This window comes from Nonomuraea sp. LP-02 (assembly GCF_036289125.1).
In the GTDB taxonomy this organism is placed as follows: domain Bacteria; phylum Actinomycetota; class Actinomycetes; order Streptosporangiales; family Streptosporangiaceae; genus Nonomuraea; species Nonomuraea bangladeshensis.
The window spans coordinates 3,486,806-3,502,689 of record NZ_JAXCLK010000001.1 but is presented as its reverse complement, the minus strand read 5'-3'; the positions used below and the strand labels follow the sequence as shown (position 1 = coordinate 3,502,689).

At 70.8% G+C, this 15,884-nt stretch carries 14 protein-coding genes; 4 read left to right on the top strand and 10 right to left on the bottom strand.

Features of this window, described 5'->3' with window-relative positions:
* Positions 1–3: 3 nt before the first annotated feature.
* The 8 genes from SMD20_RS16290 to SMD20_RS16255 all read right to left on the bottom strand — a co-directional run bounded on the left by SMD20_RS16290 (position 4) and on the right by SMD20_RS16255 (position 7,447).
* On the bottom strand, positions 4–885 hold the full coding sequence (locus SMD20_RS16290) for an HAD family hydrolase (RefSeq protein WP_329581381.1): 882 nt from the start codon (positions 883–885) through the stop codon (positions 4–6).
* A complete protein-coding gene (locus SMD20_RS16285) occupies positions 882–1,964 on the bottom strand; it encodes a glycosyltransferase family 4 protein (protein ID WP_329581378.1) in 1,083 nt (360 codons plus the stop codon). The genes SMD20_RS16290 and SMD20_RS16285 overlap by 4 nt, the downstream gene beginning before the upstream one ends.
* Positions 1,961–2,485, bottom strand: a complete 525-nt coding sequence (locus SMD20_RS16280) for a dCTP deaminase (RefSeq protein ID WP_329581375.1) — start codon at positions 2,483–2,485, stop codon at positions 1,961–1,963. The genes SMD20_RS16285 and SMD20_RS16280 overlap by 4 nt, the downstream gene beginning before the upstream one ends.
* Entirely contained in the window at positions 2,482–3,036 is a 555-nt protein-coding gene (dcd, locus tag SMD20_RS16275; protein ID WP_329581372.1) for a dCTP deaminase, read from the bottom strand. Before dcd ends, SMD20_RS16280 begins: the two co-directional genes overlap by 4 nt.
* A 40-nt stretch (positions 3,037–3,076) precedes the next feature.
* Entirely contained in the window at positions 3,077–4,039 is a 963-nt protein-coding gene (locus tag SMD20_RS16270; protein WP_329581370.1) for a diiron oxygenase, read from the bottom strand.
* A gap of 69 nt (positions 4,040–4,108) precedes the next feature.
* Positions 4,109–5,137 (bottom strand): polysaccharide deacetylase family protein, encoded by a 1,029-nt coding sequence (locus SMD20_RS16265; protein WP_329581367.1) that lies wholly within the window; start codon positions 5,135–5,137, stop codon positions 4,109–4,111.
* 139 nt (positions 5,138–5,276) lie between these two features.
* Positions 5,277–6,263: an ROK family transcriptional regulator gene (locus SMD20_RS16260; RefSeq protein ID WP_329581365.1), complete on the bottom strand. Its 987-nt coding sequence runs from the start codon at positions 6,261–6,263 to the stop codon at positions 5,277–5,279.
* The gene (locus SMD20_RS16255) at positions 6,260–7,447 is read right to left on the bottom strand and encodes an MFS transporter (RefSeq protein WP_329581363.1); all 1,188 of its coding nucleotides are present in this window, start codon (positions 7,445–7,447) and stop codon (positions 6,260–6,262) included. The genes SMD20_RS16260 and SMD20_RS16255 overlap by 4 nt, the downstream gene beginning before the upstream one ends.
* A 68-nt stretch (positions 7,448–7,515) precedes the next feature.
* Here SMD20_RS16255 and SMD20_RS16250 point away from each other — a divergent pair, with 68 nt between their 5' ends.
* Positions 7,516–8,700 (top strand): ROK family transcriptional regulator, encoded by a 1,185-nt coding sequence (locus SMD20_RS16250; RefSeq protein ID WP_329581360.1) that lies wholly within the window; start codon positions 7,516–7,518, stop codon positions 8,698–8,700.
* Positions 8,701–8,754: 54 nt separating this feature from the next.
* Here SMD20_RS16250 and SMD20_RS16245 read toward each other — a convergent pair whose 3' ends face one another.
* Positions 8,755–9,780, bottom strand: a complete 1,026-nt coding sequence (locus tag SMD20_RS16245) for a Gfo/Idh/MocA family oxidoreductase (RefSeq protein ID WP_329581357.1) — start codon at positions 9,778–9,780, stop codon at positions 8,755–8,757.
* A gap of 71 nt (positions 9,781–9,851) precedes the next feature.
* Positions 9,852–10,706 carry an AfsR/SARP family transcriptional regulator gene (locus SMD20_RS16240; RefSeq protein ID WP_329581354.1) on the bottom strand — a complete coding sequence of 285 codons (855 nt, stop codon included), beginning with the start codon at positions 10,704–10,706 and terminating at the stop codon, positions 9,852–9,854.
* A 278-nt stretch (positions 10,707–10,984) separates the two neighbouring features.
* Here SMD20_RS16240 and SMD20_RS16235 point away from each other — a divergent pair, with 278 nt between their 5' ends.
* Genes SMD20_RS16235 through SMD20_RS16225 form a run of 3 tightly spaced genes read left to right on the top strand, consistent with a single transcriptional unit; the run spans position 10,985 to position 15,863 of the window.
* On the top strand, positions 10,985–13,057 hold the full coding sequence (locus SMD20_RS16235) for an Agd3-related carbohydrate deacetylase (protein ID WP_329581351.1): 2,073 nt from the start codon (positions 10,985–10,987) through the stop codon (positions 13,055–13,057).
* Positions 13,054–14,466, top strand: a complete 1,413-nt coding sequence (gene pelF, locus SMD20_RS16230) for a GT4 family glycosyltransferase PelF (protein WP_329581348.1) — start codon at positions 13,054–13,056, stop codon at positions 14,464–14,466. The genes SMD20_RS16235 and pelF overlap by 4 nt, the downstream gene beginning before the upstream one ends.
* A complete protein-coding gene (locus SMD20_RS16225) occupies positions 14,463–15,863 on the top strand; it encodes a hypothetical protein (RefSeq protein WP_329581345.1) in 1,401 nt (466 codons plus the stop codon). Before pelF ends, SMD20_RS16225 begins: the two co-directional genes overlap by 4 nt.
* The last annotated feature ends 21 nt before the right edge of the window (positions 15,864–15,884 follow it).

The window sequence follows — 15,884 nt, the reverse complement described above, 5'->3', positions numbered from 1 at the left end:
CCTTCATGGGGTGGGGGTGGCTGTGAGGGGGAAGAGCTGTTCCAGCACCTTCGCGACCCCGTCGTCGTCGTGGTGGCCGATCACGCTGGTGACGCCGGCCAGGACACTGGGGTGGGCGTTCGCCATTCCGTACGAGCGCCCGGCCCAGCGCAGCATGGGCAGGTCGTTGGGCATGTCGCCGAAGGCCACCACGTCGGCGGCGCGGATGCCCAGCCCGGCGGCCAGGTGCGCGAGCGCGGTGGCCTTGCTCGTCTCCTTGGCGATGGCCTCGACGAGGCGCAGGCCGTTGGAATGGTAGACGGTGACGAGGTCGCCGAGGTGTGGCGCGGCCAGCTCGACCAGGCGGTCCGCCGGCAGCCGGTCGTGGCGGCCGAGCAGTTTCGGGGCGGGCCTGGCCAGCAGTTCGGCGTCCGGCAGGCGCCGGAGCGTCACGTCGGCGTCCCACTCCCACGGCTCGTACCGCTCGTCGGAGGCCAGCTCCGTGGCGTACTCGACGGCCAGGCCGATGCCGGGTACGGCCGCGCGCAGCCGGGCGGCGGCCTTGGTGAGGGTGGCGGGATCGATGAGCCGTTCGATGACCGGGCGGCGCGTGGCCAGGTCGTAGACCAGCGCGCCGTTGGAGCAGATGGCCAGTCCCCGCGCGCCGAAGACCCGGCTGATGTCGGCCATCTTGCGGGGTGGGCGGCCGGTCACGAAGACGACCTCCGCGCCCTGGTTCAGCACGTGCCTGACGGCGGCGACGGTGCGGGCCGAGATCGTGCCGTCGCTCCTGACCAGCGTGCCGTCGAGGTCGGTGGCGACCAGCCGGGGCCGGCCGCCCTTCATCGGATCGTCCTCCGCGGGATCGTCCTCCGCGGGGCCGGCCTTCGCGGGGCCCGCTCTCATCGGGTCAGCTCCGCCGACAGCTCGCGCAGCAGGTCCGCCGTACGCGAGAGCGGGAAGCGGCCGGCGTTGGCCAGCCCCGCCTCGCGGGCGTCGGACAGGGCGGCCGGGTCCCGGCGCAGTCGCTCGACGGTCTCGGTCACCGCGCGCACGTAGTCGAGCGCCGGATCCACCGGGATCGCCGAGTCGCCCAGGACCTCGGCCAGGCCGGGCACCGGCCGGTAGAGCACGGGCAGGCCGCACGCCTGGGCCTCCACCGCGACCAGGCCGAAGGCTTCGAGCCTGATCGAGGGCACGACCAGCAGATCGTGTCCGGCGAAGCGGCGCCACAGGTCAGGGCGGGACAACCAGCCGAGGTAGCGCACCCGCGACAGGTCCTCCTTCGCGGCGAGGGCGGCGTACTCCCTGGTGGGCGCGGCCACGCTCAGGGTGACGCCGTCGATGCCGGTCAGGGCGCGCAGCAGGGGGGCGGCGGCCTTCTCCGAGGTGAGGCGGCCGGCGTACAGGACACGTAGCGGGCCCGACGGAGGCTCGCCGCGCACGGGCGGGGCGGTGAGCAGCCGGTCGGGGATGCCCCAGGGGATGTGCGCGACGCGCACCCCGGCGACGTCGGCGAAGCGCCGCAACTGCGCGGCCATCGCCGTCGTGGGCACGACCACGGCCTTCGCGGCGCGTACGCACTCGCGCAGGACCTCGGCCTGCGTGGGGTGGTCGGCGGCGAAGATGAGGTCGGTGCCGTGCACCAGCGCCACGTGCGGGTGGTCGGGGAAGGCGCGCAGCAGGGCGGGCGTCGCGCCGAAGGTGAGGTGCTGGAGGTGGACGAGGTCGAAGTCGGCCTGGGCGAAGCGCTGCTGCACGGCGGCGGCGAGGTTCTTGACGTAGGTCCAGAACCCTTCCCCTTCGAGCTGCTTGCCCGGCACGTCGAGCAGCACGGGACCGCCGGCGCCCGGCGCGCCGGGCCCCGTCAGCATGAAGACCTCCGCGTCGAGCGGGCTGCCGGGTCGCAGGTAGAGGTCCCAGAGAAGTTCGACACTGCCGCCCGGGCTGCCGAGCGGCAGGTCGACTCCGGTGAGGATGGTCAATTGAGCTCCTCGAACAGGCGGGAGTGGTCGATGCCGGCCGTCCGCGTGTACTTGCGGCCCATCTGCTGGTAGCTGGCCTGGTCACCGAACCCGGCGACGAAGATGATCTTCCCGAACGTCATGCGCGGATAGACCCGGATGGGACGGGCGACGCGGATCTCCAGCGTCCACCGGATGGCGTGCCCCATGTGGCCCAGCGGGGCCGAGACGTGCACCCAGATCCCCATGGCGCCCAGCGAACGATCGCCGTTGATCATCTGGGCGAACTTCTCGGAGTGCGTGCGCTCGAAGGTCACGCCGAGATAGAGCCGGCCGGGATGCAGCACCAGACCTTCGGGAGGGATGGTGAGCTGCGCGAACTCGGCCGGGACCGCGGCGTCGAGCTCGCCGTCGCACATCCACAGTTGCTCGCCGAGCCGCCAGTCGTAGGCGTTGGGCGAGACCCGTTCCCGCTGGAAGGGCTCGATGACGATGTCGCCTCTGCCGACCGCCGAGACGATGGCCTGCCTGGTCAGGATCATAACGCCGGCACCCTCGTGTCCCCGGGCACCCGGTGGCCGCGGTCGCGCCAGTAACGGGACTCCTGCGGGCCCTGCGAGGCCTGGTACTTGCCCGCGTACAGGTCGATCTCGCCGACCGAGACGAAGAACATGATCTGGCCGATCCGCATCCCCGGATAGACGCGCAGCGGGCGGACCGGCGACAGCATGAGCGTCCACTGGCCGTGGAAGCCGATGTCGCCGATGGGGGCGGTGATCTCGACGAACAGTCCGCGCCGGCCCACGGAGGAGCGGCCGAACAGCAGGGGGACGTAGCGGTCGGTGCCGACCTGCTCCACGGTGTGGCCGAGGTAGAGCTGCTCGGGTCGCAGGACGTACCCGCTCTCGTCCATGGTGATGGAGTCGGTGGGGTTGGGCTCGTAGGGGTCGATGATCTCGCTGGAGTAGGTGAGGAGAGTGTCACCGAGACAGACGTTGTAGCTGTTGGGGTTGACCTGATCGGGATTGAACGGGGAGATCCGGATGCGGCCGTCAGCAGACGCCTCGATGATCTCCGGGCCGGTGAGAATCATGAAACCTTCCATCGGCTCGGGCTTCGAAGGGACGACACCCTTACGCCGTGACCTGGTTGGTGGTGAAGTCGTAGGCGACGCGGTCCGCTATCTCCAGGTCGCGTACGAGCCGCTCCACCGTGGAGAAATCGGTCACCAGCAGTTCGTTGCCCGGCAGTTGCCTCGTGTCGGCGATGATCTCGTCGGTGCCCTCGACACCGGCGAAGGACAGGATCTCGGGCCACAGCTCGTAGTCCTCCGCCCCGAAGGCCACGATCGCCTCGGGCAGGGCCCGGATGAACAGCTCGCGCTGCTCCTTGTTCAGGTGGACGTAGACGTCCTTCATGACGTCGGCCAGGATCGGCCCGTGGGCCGCCTCGTCCCGGCCGTGCAGCCGCGCCACCAGCGTGTGCATGGGCTGGATGGTGCGGTCGCGCGACAGCAGCTCAAGGAAGGTGTTGATGCTCACCTCGCCCACGACGGTCCACAGCAGGAACATCAGGTCGCGCTCCCACTTCTCGCTCATGTCCGCCGTCAGGCGGTAGAGCCGCCGGTTGGTCACCGGATGGGAGTAGTCCGGCTCGGAGGTGAGCCCGTGGGCCTCCTGCGTGCGCCGCATCGCGGTCATGTGCATGTAGGTGTGCCAGACCTCGTCGATGTGGGACTGCTGGATGGCCTCCTTGACCTCGTAGCGGTCCACGCCGGGGAAGACCCCGTGGCCGAGCATCTCGAAGGTCGGGTTGGCGACGTGCTCCTCGGCCGCGATCACCCGGGCGTTGTACGCCTGCCAGGCCAGCGTGTTCACCAGGCGCCGCTGCTCGGGCGTGGCCTCCAGGAAGCGGGGATGCCCGGAGAAGGGGATCAGGTGCGCGGGATAGTCGGTCAGGTCCCGCTCGTACGGCTGGGGTTCCATGAACCCGGCCATGTCGGTGCGGATGGTGGCCCGGCGGGGCCAGGCCGCGACCAGCCGCTTGAGCGTGCTGGGACCCACGTGTTGCTCGGAGCCGAGAATGTCTTCTTCCACCTGACCGGACAATGTGGTCTGCCTCCTCGTGCCGGAGAGATGAGAACGGGTGGCGCTTGTGCCGGCGCGTCAGCGCGTCGCCAGCTGATCGACGGTGACGAACTCGTAGCCGTCGTCGAGCAGCCGCTCGATGATCGAGGGCAGGGCCGCGACGGTCTGCGACCGGTCACCTCCGCCGTCGTGCAGGAGGATGACGGAGCCGGGCCGCACGTCCGCCAGCACCCGCTCGGCGATCACGCCGGCCCCCGGCAGCGCCCAGTCGAAGGGTTCGACGTCCCATAGGACCGTCGTCGTCCCCAGCTCGACCAGCCAGGACAGGATGTCGGGGCTGCGGGAGCCGTAGGGAGGTCTGAAGAGCGCCGGCGCGCCGCCGCCGGCCGGCAACTGCCGCGCGGTACGGGAGACCTGCTCGGCGAGCCCGTCCTTGGTCAGGTCGGGCAGGTACGGGTGCGACCACGTGTGGTTGCCGAGGGCGTGGCCACCGTCAAGGATGCGCCGGACCACCTCGGGATGGCCGGCGGCGTGCAGGCCCACGCAGAAGAACGTGGCGGGAACCTCGTATCGCCGGAGAACCTTCAGCACCCGGTCGGTGAACAAAGGGTGCGGCCCGTCATCGAAAGTCAATGCCAGCCGTTTTTCCCGGCGGCTGCCGTGGGCCAGGCAATGTCCGGCGCCGATCATCGCCATTTCGGTCGGCCAGGTTTCCTGAATTCCTTTTTGGAGTTCGGTCAGCCGTCCGGTCAAGGTGCCTGTTTCAATTTCCAGTCTGGCCAGCTCGGACAGGTTCATCCTGGCAATTTCCGCGAGTTCCCCGGCGGCCGGGGAGCCGAATTGCGGGGGTGCCGGCAGCTGCCACGGATCGGCCCTGTAGACGTCGAGTCCGGCCGCCATCAGCGTGCCGTCGAGCATGCCGTTGCTGCTGTCGATGACCAGGCATAATCGCTCGTCGCGGCCGTCCTGAAGTGCGGCGACGTAGTCGACGAGGTCGCTCCTGCCCGATGCGGGAAAGTCTTCGGCGGCGACTTCGCGACCGTCCGGTTCGTCAACTACCCGGACATTGTAGCCGTTGCCGTTCCATGCGATTCCACCATAGAGCATGCAGACTCCAAGGAATAGTCCGTGGGGGTCGGTCAATGCTTTCTTCGGTGTGCTCAAACGATTTTGTGGGACCGGTCATCGGATGTCAAGGACGTGCTGATGAATAAAAGTGGCACGGTGTCCTTTCATTTACATTCGGCTACTTTTTGCTCCTGCTAATCACTCCGATTGGGTCCGCCAGCAGCGCGGCGAAGGCCAGCTCCGCCGCGCCGGTGAGCACCGCGTCCGCGCCCAGGGCCGCGCGGACGATCCGCGGTCCCGGCTGCCCCGGGCTCGCGGCCCAGGCGCCGAGCCCGTCCCCGAGAATGATCAATTCGGGCGCGTAAAGGGACTGGAGCCGCTCCATGCCCGCCGCGCAGAGGCAGGGCCGCGCGCGGGAACCGGCGACGAGCGGACCGAGATCGACGCCCTGCCCCTCCTCGCCACCGATCGGGGAGCCGTCGATCATGACGCCCCCGCGCAGCCCGTCCCGGTCCTGGAGCCACAGGACGCTCCGGTGGCCGACGCCCGCGCCGCGCCGATGCTCGGCGATCAGCGCGAGGTTGCTGTCGTGGCCGATCCTGAACGGCAACCCCCGGTACGGCTCCCGCGCCCGCACCGCGCCCAGTGCGGCCAGCAGGCCGGGGCCGTCCCGCTCCAGCGGCCCGGGAACGGCCACGCCGACCCCGGCGCACAGGCCGCTTCCGGCCGCCGCCTGCCCGAGCAGCCGGCCGGCGTGCGCGATCTGCGCCGCCGCGGCGTCCGGGTCGGAGGGGGAGAGGGGCACGGTGTGGCGGTCGAGCACGTCGCCGCCCAGCCGTACCCGGGCCGCGGTGCAGGCGTCCGCGCGCACGTCGAAGGCCAGCACGTAGACGTCGGAGCCGGGACGTACCACGAAGGACGGGCGTCCGGGGCGCGGGGTGCGGCCGTGCGGTGACTCCTCGCGGATGAGCCCGGCGCCCGCCAGCTCCCGCGACAGGGTCAGGATCGTGCTGCGGTTGACGTGCAGCCGTTCGGCGAGCGCGCTGCGCGTGACCGACCCCTGCAGGTGCACGTTGCGCAGCAGCGCCGCGAGGTTGTCGCGGCGGATGCGCTCCTGCGGCGAGCCCATGCCCTGCACGCGGTCCGCCGTCGCCCGGCCCTTCACGCGCTTCTCCGCTCCGCCGTGGTGCGGGCCTCGCCGTGCGTGGCGGACGCCGGGGCGCGGAAGGCCCTGGCACCCGCGACGACGCAGCCCAGGAGGAGAGTGATCAGGAGGAAGGCCGTCTCCAGCGAGGTCGCCCCGGCGATGGCGCCCACGGCCGCGGGTGCGACGAGGTTGGACAGATAGGTGACGGTCGCGACGCCGGCGATGGAGCGGTTCGGGTCGTCGCCACGGTGACCGGCCGAGGCGAACGCGAGCGGGACGACGACGGCGATGCCGATGCCCAGCAGCGCGAATCCGGCGATGGCCGGCGCGGGGTCGCGCCCCATGACGATCAGCAGCCCGCCGGCGACGGAGACCGCGCCCGAGTAGCGGATCACCCGTTCGGTGCCCCAGCGCCCGACCAGCCTGTCACCGCAGAACCGGACGATCCCCATCGTGCAGCTGAAGGCCGTGAAGCTGGCCGCCGCGATGCCCGCCGACGCCCCGGCGATGTCCTCCAGGTAGATCGCGCTCCAGTTGCCCGCCGCCCCCTGGGCGAACTGGGCGCAGAAGCCGACCAGGCCGATCGCCATGGCCGCGCGGGCCGGCCAGACGAGCCCGCCGGTGGCGCTCGCCTCCCTGGCCGGCGGCCGTACGTCCAGGAGGTGGCGGCCACTGGCGATCGACACCGCCACCAGCAGCGCCGCCATCAGCGTCAGGTGCAGCCGCGCGTCCATCCCCGCCCAGGTGGCCAGCGCGCCGAGACCGGACCCGAACAGCCCGCCGACGCTCCACGAACCGTGCAGGCCGGACATGATGGAGCGTCCGTGGCGCCGCTCGACATCGACGCCGCCCGCGTTCATGGCCACGTCGGCGATGCCGGTCGCGGCGCCGTACGCGAGCAGCGCCAGCCACAGCAGCGGCAGGGAGGTGGCCAGGACGGGCGGTATCAGGGTGAGGCTGAGGAGGACGGACATGAGCGTGATGGCCCGGCGGCTGCCCAGCCATCGGGTGACCCTCCCGGACATGGGCATCGTGAAGCAGGCGGAGATCGCCGGCGCCACCAGGGCGGCGCCCAGGGCGACCGGGTCGAGTTCGAGCTGGTCACGGATCCACGGGATACGCGTGGCGAACGCGCCCAGCGCGGCGCCGTGGACGGCGAAGATCATGGTGACGGCCGCACGGCCCCGGGAGATCTCATTCATGACAGACTGGAATTTATCAGGCTACTAGCCGAACAAATAGATCCAAGCGGGAAGAGGCAGCAGACCCCATGAAAGCGGAGAAGGCGAGTGCGAGCCCCCGCACCGCCAGGACCATCAACAACCGGCTCGTCCTCGACCTGCTGCACCGGCAGGGCTCGATGACGGCCGCCCAGGTCAGGAAACTCACCGGCCTGTCGCGGGCGACCATCTCCGACCTGCTCGCCCGCCTCCAGGACGACGGGCTGATCGAGGTACGCGGCGCCTCCGACGCGGTGCAGCCCGGCCCCAACGCCCGCCTCTACCAGCTACGGGCCGGCCGCGCGCACGTCATCGGGGTGGACGCCAGGACGGACTCGGTCTCCATCGGCGCCGCCGACCTGGCGGGCAACCGGCTGCCCGACCGCAGGCTCCCCGTGACCGGCACCGGTGACCTGGGCGGGTTCATCGCCGACGTCGTACAGGTCGTGCGGCGGACCTCCCTGGAGTCCTTCGGCCAGGCCCCGCACACCATCGCCGTCGGCGCGCCCGGCGTGGTGGACCCCGGCACGGGCGCGCTGCGCTCCACCGGCTGGCCGCCCGAGTGGCACGCGGAGATGGTGGCCGCGCTGAGGTCCGCCTTCCGCGCCACCGTGCTGGTGGAGAACGAGGTGAACCTGGCGGCCATCGCCGAGCACCGGCTCGGGGTCGCGCGAGACCGGGAGACCTTCGCCCTGCTTTGGCTGGGGCACGGCGTCGGCGCGGGCCTGCTGCTGGACGGGCGGCTGCGCCGGGGGGAGTCGGGCGGGGCCGGGGAGGTCGGCTTCCTGGTCGTGCCCGACCGTTCCGGCGGCGCCTCCGCCGGGGAGCGGCTGCCCGGCCTGCACGGGCTGGCGGGGGCGGAGCCCGTTCGCGAGCTGGCCCGCCGGCACGGGCTCGACGTGCCCTCCGGCGACGCGGTCCAGGCCGCCGCCCAGGTGGTGGCGCGGGCGGCGGGGGACGGTCAGCCCTTCCTCGACGAGCTGGCCGCCACGATCGCGGACGGCGTCCTGGCGTTGTGCGTGGTCCTGGACCCCGGCTGCGTGGTGCTCGGCGGCGAGATCGGCAGGGCGGGCGGTCCCGCGCTCGCCGCCAGGGTCGCCGCCGCCGTCGGCCGGCTGAGCCCGATCCCGCTGAGCATCCGGGTCAGCGAGGTCGTCGACAACGCCGTGCTCGCGGGAGCGGTCCTGACGGCCCTGGACCACGCCCACGACGAACTGTTCGGCCCGCCTCAGTGACGAACTGTTCGGCCCGCCTCAGTGACGAACTGTTCGGCCCGCCTCAGTGAACGCTCAGGAAAGTGCGATCACCTCGCGGGACCGGGCCGACCGCACGGCGGCGTCGATCACCTCCAGGGCCGGGACGGTCGAGTGCGGATCGACCGGCAGCGGCCCGCCCTCCCGCAGCGCCGTACGCAACCGCTGGTAGAACACCTCGTACGAGCCCGGCTCCGTGGGGACGGCCGCGACGCCGCCCGGCCCGCTCAGCCGCCCCCACGTCTCCTCCGGCGCCACCCCCCAGCCCGGCGAGCCCGGCAGCACCCCGGCGGCCAGCGCGTCCTCCTGCCCGTCCATCCCCTCGACGGTGAAGCACGCCCGATCGCCCAGCACCCGGAAGCGCGGCCCGGAGCCATGGGCGACCGCGCTGGCCCAGAGCTGGGACACCACCCCGTTCACGTGCGTCATGGACACGAACACGTCGTCATCGACCACCGCTCCCGGCCGCCGCGCGGCCAGCTCGGCATAGACCTCCCGTACGGACCCGAACGCCTGCACGGCCTGGTCGATCATGTGCACGCCCAGCTCCGACAGCAGCCCGCCGCCCACCCGGTCCGGATCGACGTCGGCCGCGAACTCCCACCGCGACTCGAACCTGTGCACCGCGCCCAGCGTGCCCGCGCCGAGCAGCTTCCTGACGGTCCGGTAGTCGCCGTCCCAGCGCCGGTTCTGGAAGACGGTCACCGGAACGCCCGCCGACTCGGCCGCCTTCAGCACCTGGCGGGCCTCGGCGGCGGACGGCGCGAACGGCTTGTCCACGACCACCGGCACCCCGGCCTCGACGCAGGCCGTGGCGAAGGGCGCGTGCGTGTCGTTGGGCGTGGCCACGACGACGACGTCCGGCGCGCTCGCCAGCAGGTCGTCCAGGGAGTCCAGCACCTGCGCGCCGGGGTGGCGTTCCCGCACGGCGGCGCGGCGTTCGTCGTGCCTGGTCACGACCGCGGCCAGCGACAGACCTGCGACGCTTTCGATCAGGGGGGCGTGGAAGATCCGGCCCGCCACCCCGTACCCCATCAGTCCTACACGGAGATCAGCTGCCATGCGGTCATTAAAACCGCCGGGACCCGCCCTGGTAAGTGCGTGGCGGACGACGGCCGGCTGTTCCGCACCCGTCAGCGGACGCGTCTGGCGCAGTGGGGGCAGGTCGGCGCGTGGCGGAGGGCGGTGCGGCGGTGTACGCGTCGCTGGGCGCCCCGGGCCGGCGCGGCGGGCGGCGGGGGGCCCAGGGACAGGGAGGCGTCCATGGCCAGGATCGCCATCTGGAGCCGCCGCAGCTCGGGGGAGGGCTCCAGGCCGAGGTCCTCGCTGAGAATGTCCCGCCCGTCGCGATAGACCTCCAGGGCGTCGGCCTGCCGCCCGCTGTGATACAGGGCGATCATGAGCTGGGCCCGGAACTTCTCCCGCAGCGGATGCTCACGGACGAGCTCCGACAGCTCCGGGATCAGATCACCGTGCCTGCGCAGCCGCAGATCGGCCTCGACGCGGTCGGCGAGCGCCGCCAGCCGCTGCTCCTCCAGCCGGGTGGCGTGCTGGCGGAGCAGCGAGATGTCGTTCAGCCCGGACAGCGCGGGTCCTCGCCACATGTCGAGGGCGGCCCGCAGCAGGTCGCTGCCCCTTGCATCGTTCCAGGTGGCGATCGCCTGACGCCCCTGTCGCACCAGGTCCTCGAAGCGCCAGGCGTCCACGGCCTCGGACGGCACGTGCAGCTGGTAGCCCGCGGAACGGTGCAGGATGGGGGCGCAGTCGCCGAGTGTGCGCCGGAGGCGGTGCAGCTGCAGGCGCAGGCGCGCGCCACCGGCGTCGCCCGCCTCGGCACCCCAGAGGGCGTCGATCAGGACGTCACTGTGAGCGACCTTGCCGTGATGGCAGAGCAACAGGGCGAGCAGAGTGCGTTGCTGGATCGAGCGGAGGGATAAATGCTCCTCCCCGTCCACGACTTCCAGCGCGCCCAAAATGCCGAACTGCATGGGTCTCCCCCCCGGCTGCATGTGCCCGACTTTTCAGCTGATCAAGCATAAGTCCAACCTGCCCTGCTATGGGGGCTTGGTCGGGAAACCGAGCTGAAACCGAAGTGAAACGCGAGGTCCGCACACTTTCCCTGGCTGATGGTGTCTATGCCAGGCTTGGGATGCATTCGGGGCTTATGTGCCGAATGGGGGGATATATGAATATTTTTCCGCGTTTGCGACGGACTATTCGTAGGCCGTCACGTGGTGTGATCGCCATCACCGGAGCGTCTGTTCTGGTGACCGGTCTCTTCGCCGGCGGAGCCGCGGCCGCCGCACCGGGGAGCGAGCATGGGCATGCTCACGCCGCCCCCCTCCGCGCCAAGGTCGAGCGCCCGAAGGTGACCAAGCTGGGCCCGCTGCCGAAGGTGAAGATGAAGGGCGGCGTCGCGGTCAAACGCACCACCACGACGGCGAAGACCACCGCCGCGCTGGCCGCCGCGGCCGGCGACCGGGTGGGCCTGCGCGCGCTCGTCGTCGGCGTGGACCAGGACGACTGGGGCGTGGCGACCTGGAAGTCCGTGCTCGACCGGGTCGGCGCCCAGTACGACGTGCTGTTCAGCAAGACCCAGGCGCTCACCGCGTCCGACCTGCTGCGGGCCGACGGCGCGGGCAAGTACAACGCGGTCCTGCTGACCAACGGCTCGCTGCTCTACTTCGACGGCGCCAACTACGTCAGCGGTCTGGACAGCACCGAATGGAACGTTCTATGGGCCTACGAGCGGGACTACGGCGTACGCCAAGTCTCCCTCTACACCGCCTACGGCACCTGGCCGGAAGACTACTGCCTGCGCGCGGGCAGTGAGGGCGGCATCGGCGACACCCCCATCAGCACTGAGCTGACCTCGGCGGGCGCGGGCGTGTTCGACTACCTCAAGACCGGCGTGAACGTGCCGATCTCGCTCTCCTACGCCTACCGCAGCACGATCGCCCCGGGCTGCTCGGCCGAGGCGATCATCACCAGCGGCTCCGACGTGCTCGGCGTCCGCAGCACCTCCACCGACGGCCGCGAGCGCATGGCACTGACGTTCACCTCCAACCAGTACCTGCCGCAGGCCGACCTGCTGACGTACGGGCTGTTCAGGTGGGCCACCAGGGGCCTGTTCCTGGGTGAGCAGCGCCACTACCTCAACGCCGACGTGGACGACTGGTTCAACTCCACCGACCACCTGTACCCCGACGGCCACGTGGAGAGCGACCCGGGCTACCGGACCACCAGAGCCGACGCGGTGAGCACGTACAACCAGCAGAACGCCTTCACCACCGGCAACCCGCTCGCCTCGGGCTTCAAGCTGAACCTGGCCTACAACGGCGAGGGCACGACACTGAGCTCCCCCTCGACGTGCTCCACCCCGCCGTTCGGCGCTGACGGGCTCACCAGCTACTCGCGCTGCCGCGCCTCCTCCTTCACCTGGATCAACCACACCTTCACGCACCCGAAGATGAACTTCACGGACTACGCGACCAGCTACTCCGAGATCCAGGACAACCTCACCAGGGCCGCCGCGCTGGGCCTCAGCGTGGACGCGACCGTGCTGAAGACCGGCGAGTACTCCGGCCTGGGCGTCTACAACCCCGACGTCAACAACGACATCGACCCGCCCACGGACTACGGCCTGGCCGCCTCCAACCCCCACCTGCTGCAGGCCGCCAAGGACCTCGGCGTGAAGTACCTGCACGGCAACATGTCGTTCGGCAGCCACCAGCCGTCCTGCTTCAACTGCGGCATCCACCACCCGCTTGAGCCGTCGCTGATGGTGGTGCCCGACTGGCCCACCAACATCGCCTACCACACCACCACGCCGGCCGAGCAGACGCTGTTCTACAACTCCTACTACGGGCCGAACGGCAAGTTCCCTTACTGGCCGGTGGACCAGACCTACGCCCAGGTCCTGGAGCACGAGAGCGACGTGGCGCTGCAGCACGTCATGTCGGGTTCGATCTACGCGCACACCTTCCACCAGGGCAACCTGCGTGACTACGGGTCGAGCAAGAGCCTGGTCTTCGACTGGCTGAACGCGGTCATGGCCAAGTACAACGCCTACTACAACGTTCCCGTCATCACCCCCGACTGGGGCGGCATCGCCCACTACGTCGAGGACCGGACCAAGCACTTCGCCGGGCTCGCCGGGGTGGACGCCGTCCACGACCGGGTCGCGGGCACGGTCACGTTCGAATCGACCGCGGCCGCCACCGTCTTCGCGACCAACGCCGCGGCCCCGGGCGCGACGACGTACGGCACCGACTCCATCGCCCACCTCACGCTCACCGCAGGCGTGCCCGTCACCGTCACCGCGAGTGTGCGCGCATGAAGGTGACCTTCGTGTCGGAGGGCACGTACCCGTTCGCCATGGGTGGGGTGAGCGTCTGGATGGACCAGCTCATCAGGGGCATGCCCGACTACCGGTGGGACGTCGTCACCCTGACGGTGGACGGCAGGGAGCGCTCGGTCTGGGAGCGTCCCCCCAACCTGGAGAAGGTCATCTCCGTGCCCCTGTGGGCCAGACGACGCCGCCGGCGCCCCTCGCGGGCGCCGGGGCGCGGCTTCAGCGACGTGTACGGGCGCTTCCTGGAGATGGTGCTCACGCCTGCCACCATGGGTGACGGCAGCAAGGAGTTCCTGTCGGTGCTGGAGTCGCTGTACCGCTTCGCCGACTGGGGCGGCGACCTCATGAGCGCGATCACGGCCAACGAGTCGCTCTCGCAGCTCATGGACGCCTGGTACTGGAGCAGGAGCGACGGGCTCAACCTGTCCGACGCGGTCATCGCCAGCGACCTGCTGGGCCACATGCTGCGGCCGCTGGCCGAGCCGCCGCCGCAGGCCGATCTGGTGCACGTCTCCATGAACGGGCTCAGCATGCTCATGGCGATGAGCGCCAAGTGGCGCTACGGCACGCCCGTCGTGCTGTCCGAGCACGGCGTCTACCTGCGGGAACGGTACCTGCAGTACGTCAACGAGCCGGTGCCGCACTCCGTGCGGGTGCTGCTGCTCAGCTTCTTCCGCCGGCTGGCCGGGGCGGCGTACGTCGCGGCCGACCGCATCGCGCCGCACTCGTCGTACAACCGGCGCTGGCAGATCCGCAACGGTGCCGACCCGAGCCGGATCCGGATCATGTACAACGGCGTGGACCCGAAGGAGTTCCCCGTCGCCACCGGCGAACCCGACGTGCCCACGCTGGTGTTCATGGGCCGGGTGGACCCGCTGAAGGACCTGCACACGCTGATCCGCGCGTTCCAGATCGTCCGTCACAGGATCCCCAACGCCCGGCTGCGGATCTTCGGCGGCGTGCCGTCGGGCAACGAGAGCTACCACGAGAGCTGCGTCGAGCTGATCGAGGAGCTGGGGCTGCAGGGCGCGGCCACGTTCGAGGGCCGGGTCGGCTCTCCGGTCGACGCCTACCACGCCGGCCAGGTCGTGGCCCTGACCAGCATCTCCGAAGGTTTCCCCTACACCGTGGTCGAGGCCATGGCGTGCGGCAGGCCCTGCGTGGTCACCAACGTCGGCGGCGTGGCCGAGGCGGTGGGCGAGGCCGGGTTCGTGGTGCCGCCGCGCGACCACCGTGCCGCCGCCGGCGCCATGGTGCGCCTGCTGCTCGACGCCCCGCTGCGCCGCCACCTCGGCGCTCTGTCGCACGCCCGCGTGCTGGAGCGGTTCACGCTCCGGCAGTCGCTGGACGACTACCGTTCGGTCTACAGGGAACTTCTGGGGGCCCGGGCATGACCCAGCCGCCGTCACCCCGGGACATCGACGCCCTCATCGACCCGATGGGCACCGGGGTCTTCCGCGCCGTGGAACCCCTCCAGGTCGCGGCCATGCTGGAGTCCCAGGGGCTCAACGACAAGGTCGCCCGCGAGCTGTACGACCACACCTCCGTGTTCTCCCTGGCCGAGACCGCCTACTCGCACATCAGGTCCAAGGGCGCCCCGCCGCCGGGGTCGAGCGGGTTCCTCAAGCGGGCCAGGCCGGTCGCCCAGATCCTGCACGGCCTGCTGTACGCCCTGCCCGCGGCCCTGCTGCCCGCCGCGTCGGGGCTCGTCGGCACGCAGTGGCTGATGCCAGGACTGGTCTTCACCACCGGCCTCGGATGGGTGATCGGCGGTGCGGCGACCCATCTGGCGTACTCGCTGATCGGGCACGGCCATGTGCGCTCGGCGGGCCGCGTGCTGCGTACCGGGATGCTGGTGGCCGTCCTGGGAGTGGCGATGCTGGCCGGCGTGATCACGGGGCTGCGGGACGGTCCTGTCGAGCTGATCGCCCTGTGCATCATGCAGGTGACCTTCCAGATCGCCTCGGGGATCCTGCTGTTCTACCGGCGCGAGGGCTGGCTCGGGCTGATCATGATGCCGGCCGTCGTCGCCGGGGTCGCCTACATCGTCATCGGCGACAGCGGCATCGGCCTGATGACCCTCGGCGTGGGCTTCGCGTGCATCCTCGCCTGCGTGGCGGCCGCGCTCCGGCTGACCCTCACGAGGAATCCCGCGGGGGACGCCGCCGAGCCGCCGCTGCGCCTGCTGGCCCGCGCGAACGTGCGCGCGCTGCTCCCGTGGGTGCTCTACTCCACGCTGTCGGCGGTGTTCCTGCTGCAGGCCGAGGCCCGGTACGTGCTCGACCGCACCGACATCGCCGTGGCCGGCGCCGGGCTCGTCATCGGCATGGGCATCCTGGAGTACCGGGCGCACGCGTTCGAGGACGAGACCAGGGCGGCGATCCGCCAGGTCCGCTACCCCTCCGACTTCACCCGGCGCGGCCGATGGCTGCTCGCCAAGGGTGTGCTGATCTGCCTGGCGTGGCTGGCGGTGCTGTCCCTGCTGCCGCTGGCCTTCCTGCTGGGCAAAAACGAACTGACCCACGCCAGCATCGCCATGGCCGCCGCCCACGTGATCATCGGGGGCGCGTACTTCGTGGCGTTCCTGCTGGGCAACCAGGGCAGAGTCGTACCTCTTTGCGTGGCACAGGCCGCGGCGCTCGCCGTACACCCCCTCGGCCGTCTTCTCCTGCCCGCAGGGGCGCCGGCGCTGGCCGACGTCCTTCTCTTCGCCGTCGCCGCGTTGCTGTTCCTGCTGATCCTTCTCGTCCTCATGAGCCAGGGCCTCAGGGATGTCAGACAGTACAGCTGATCATTCGACCGGGAGGCATTC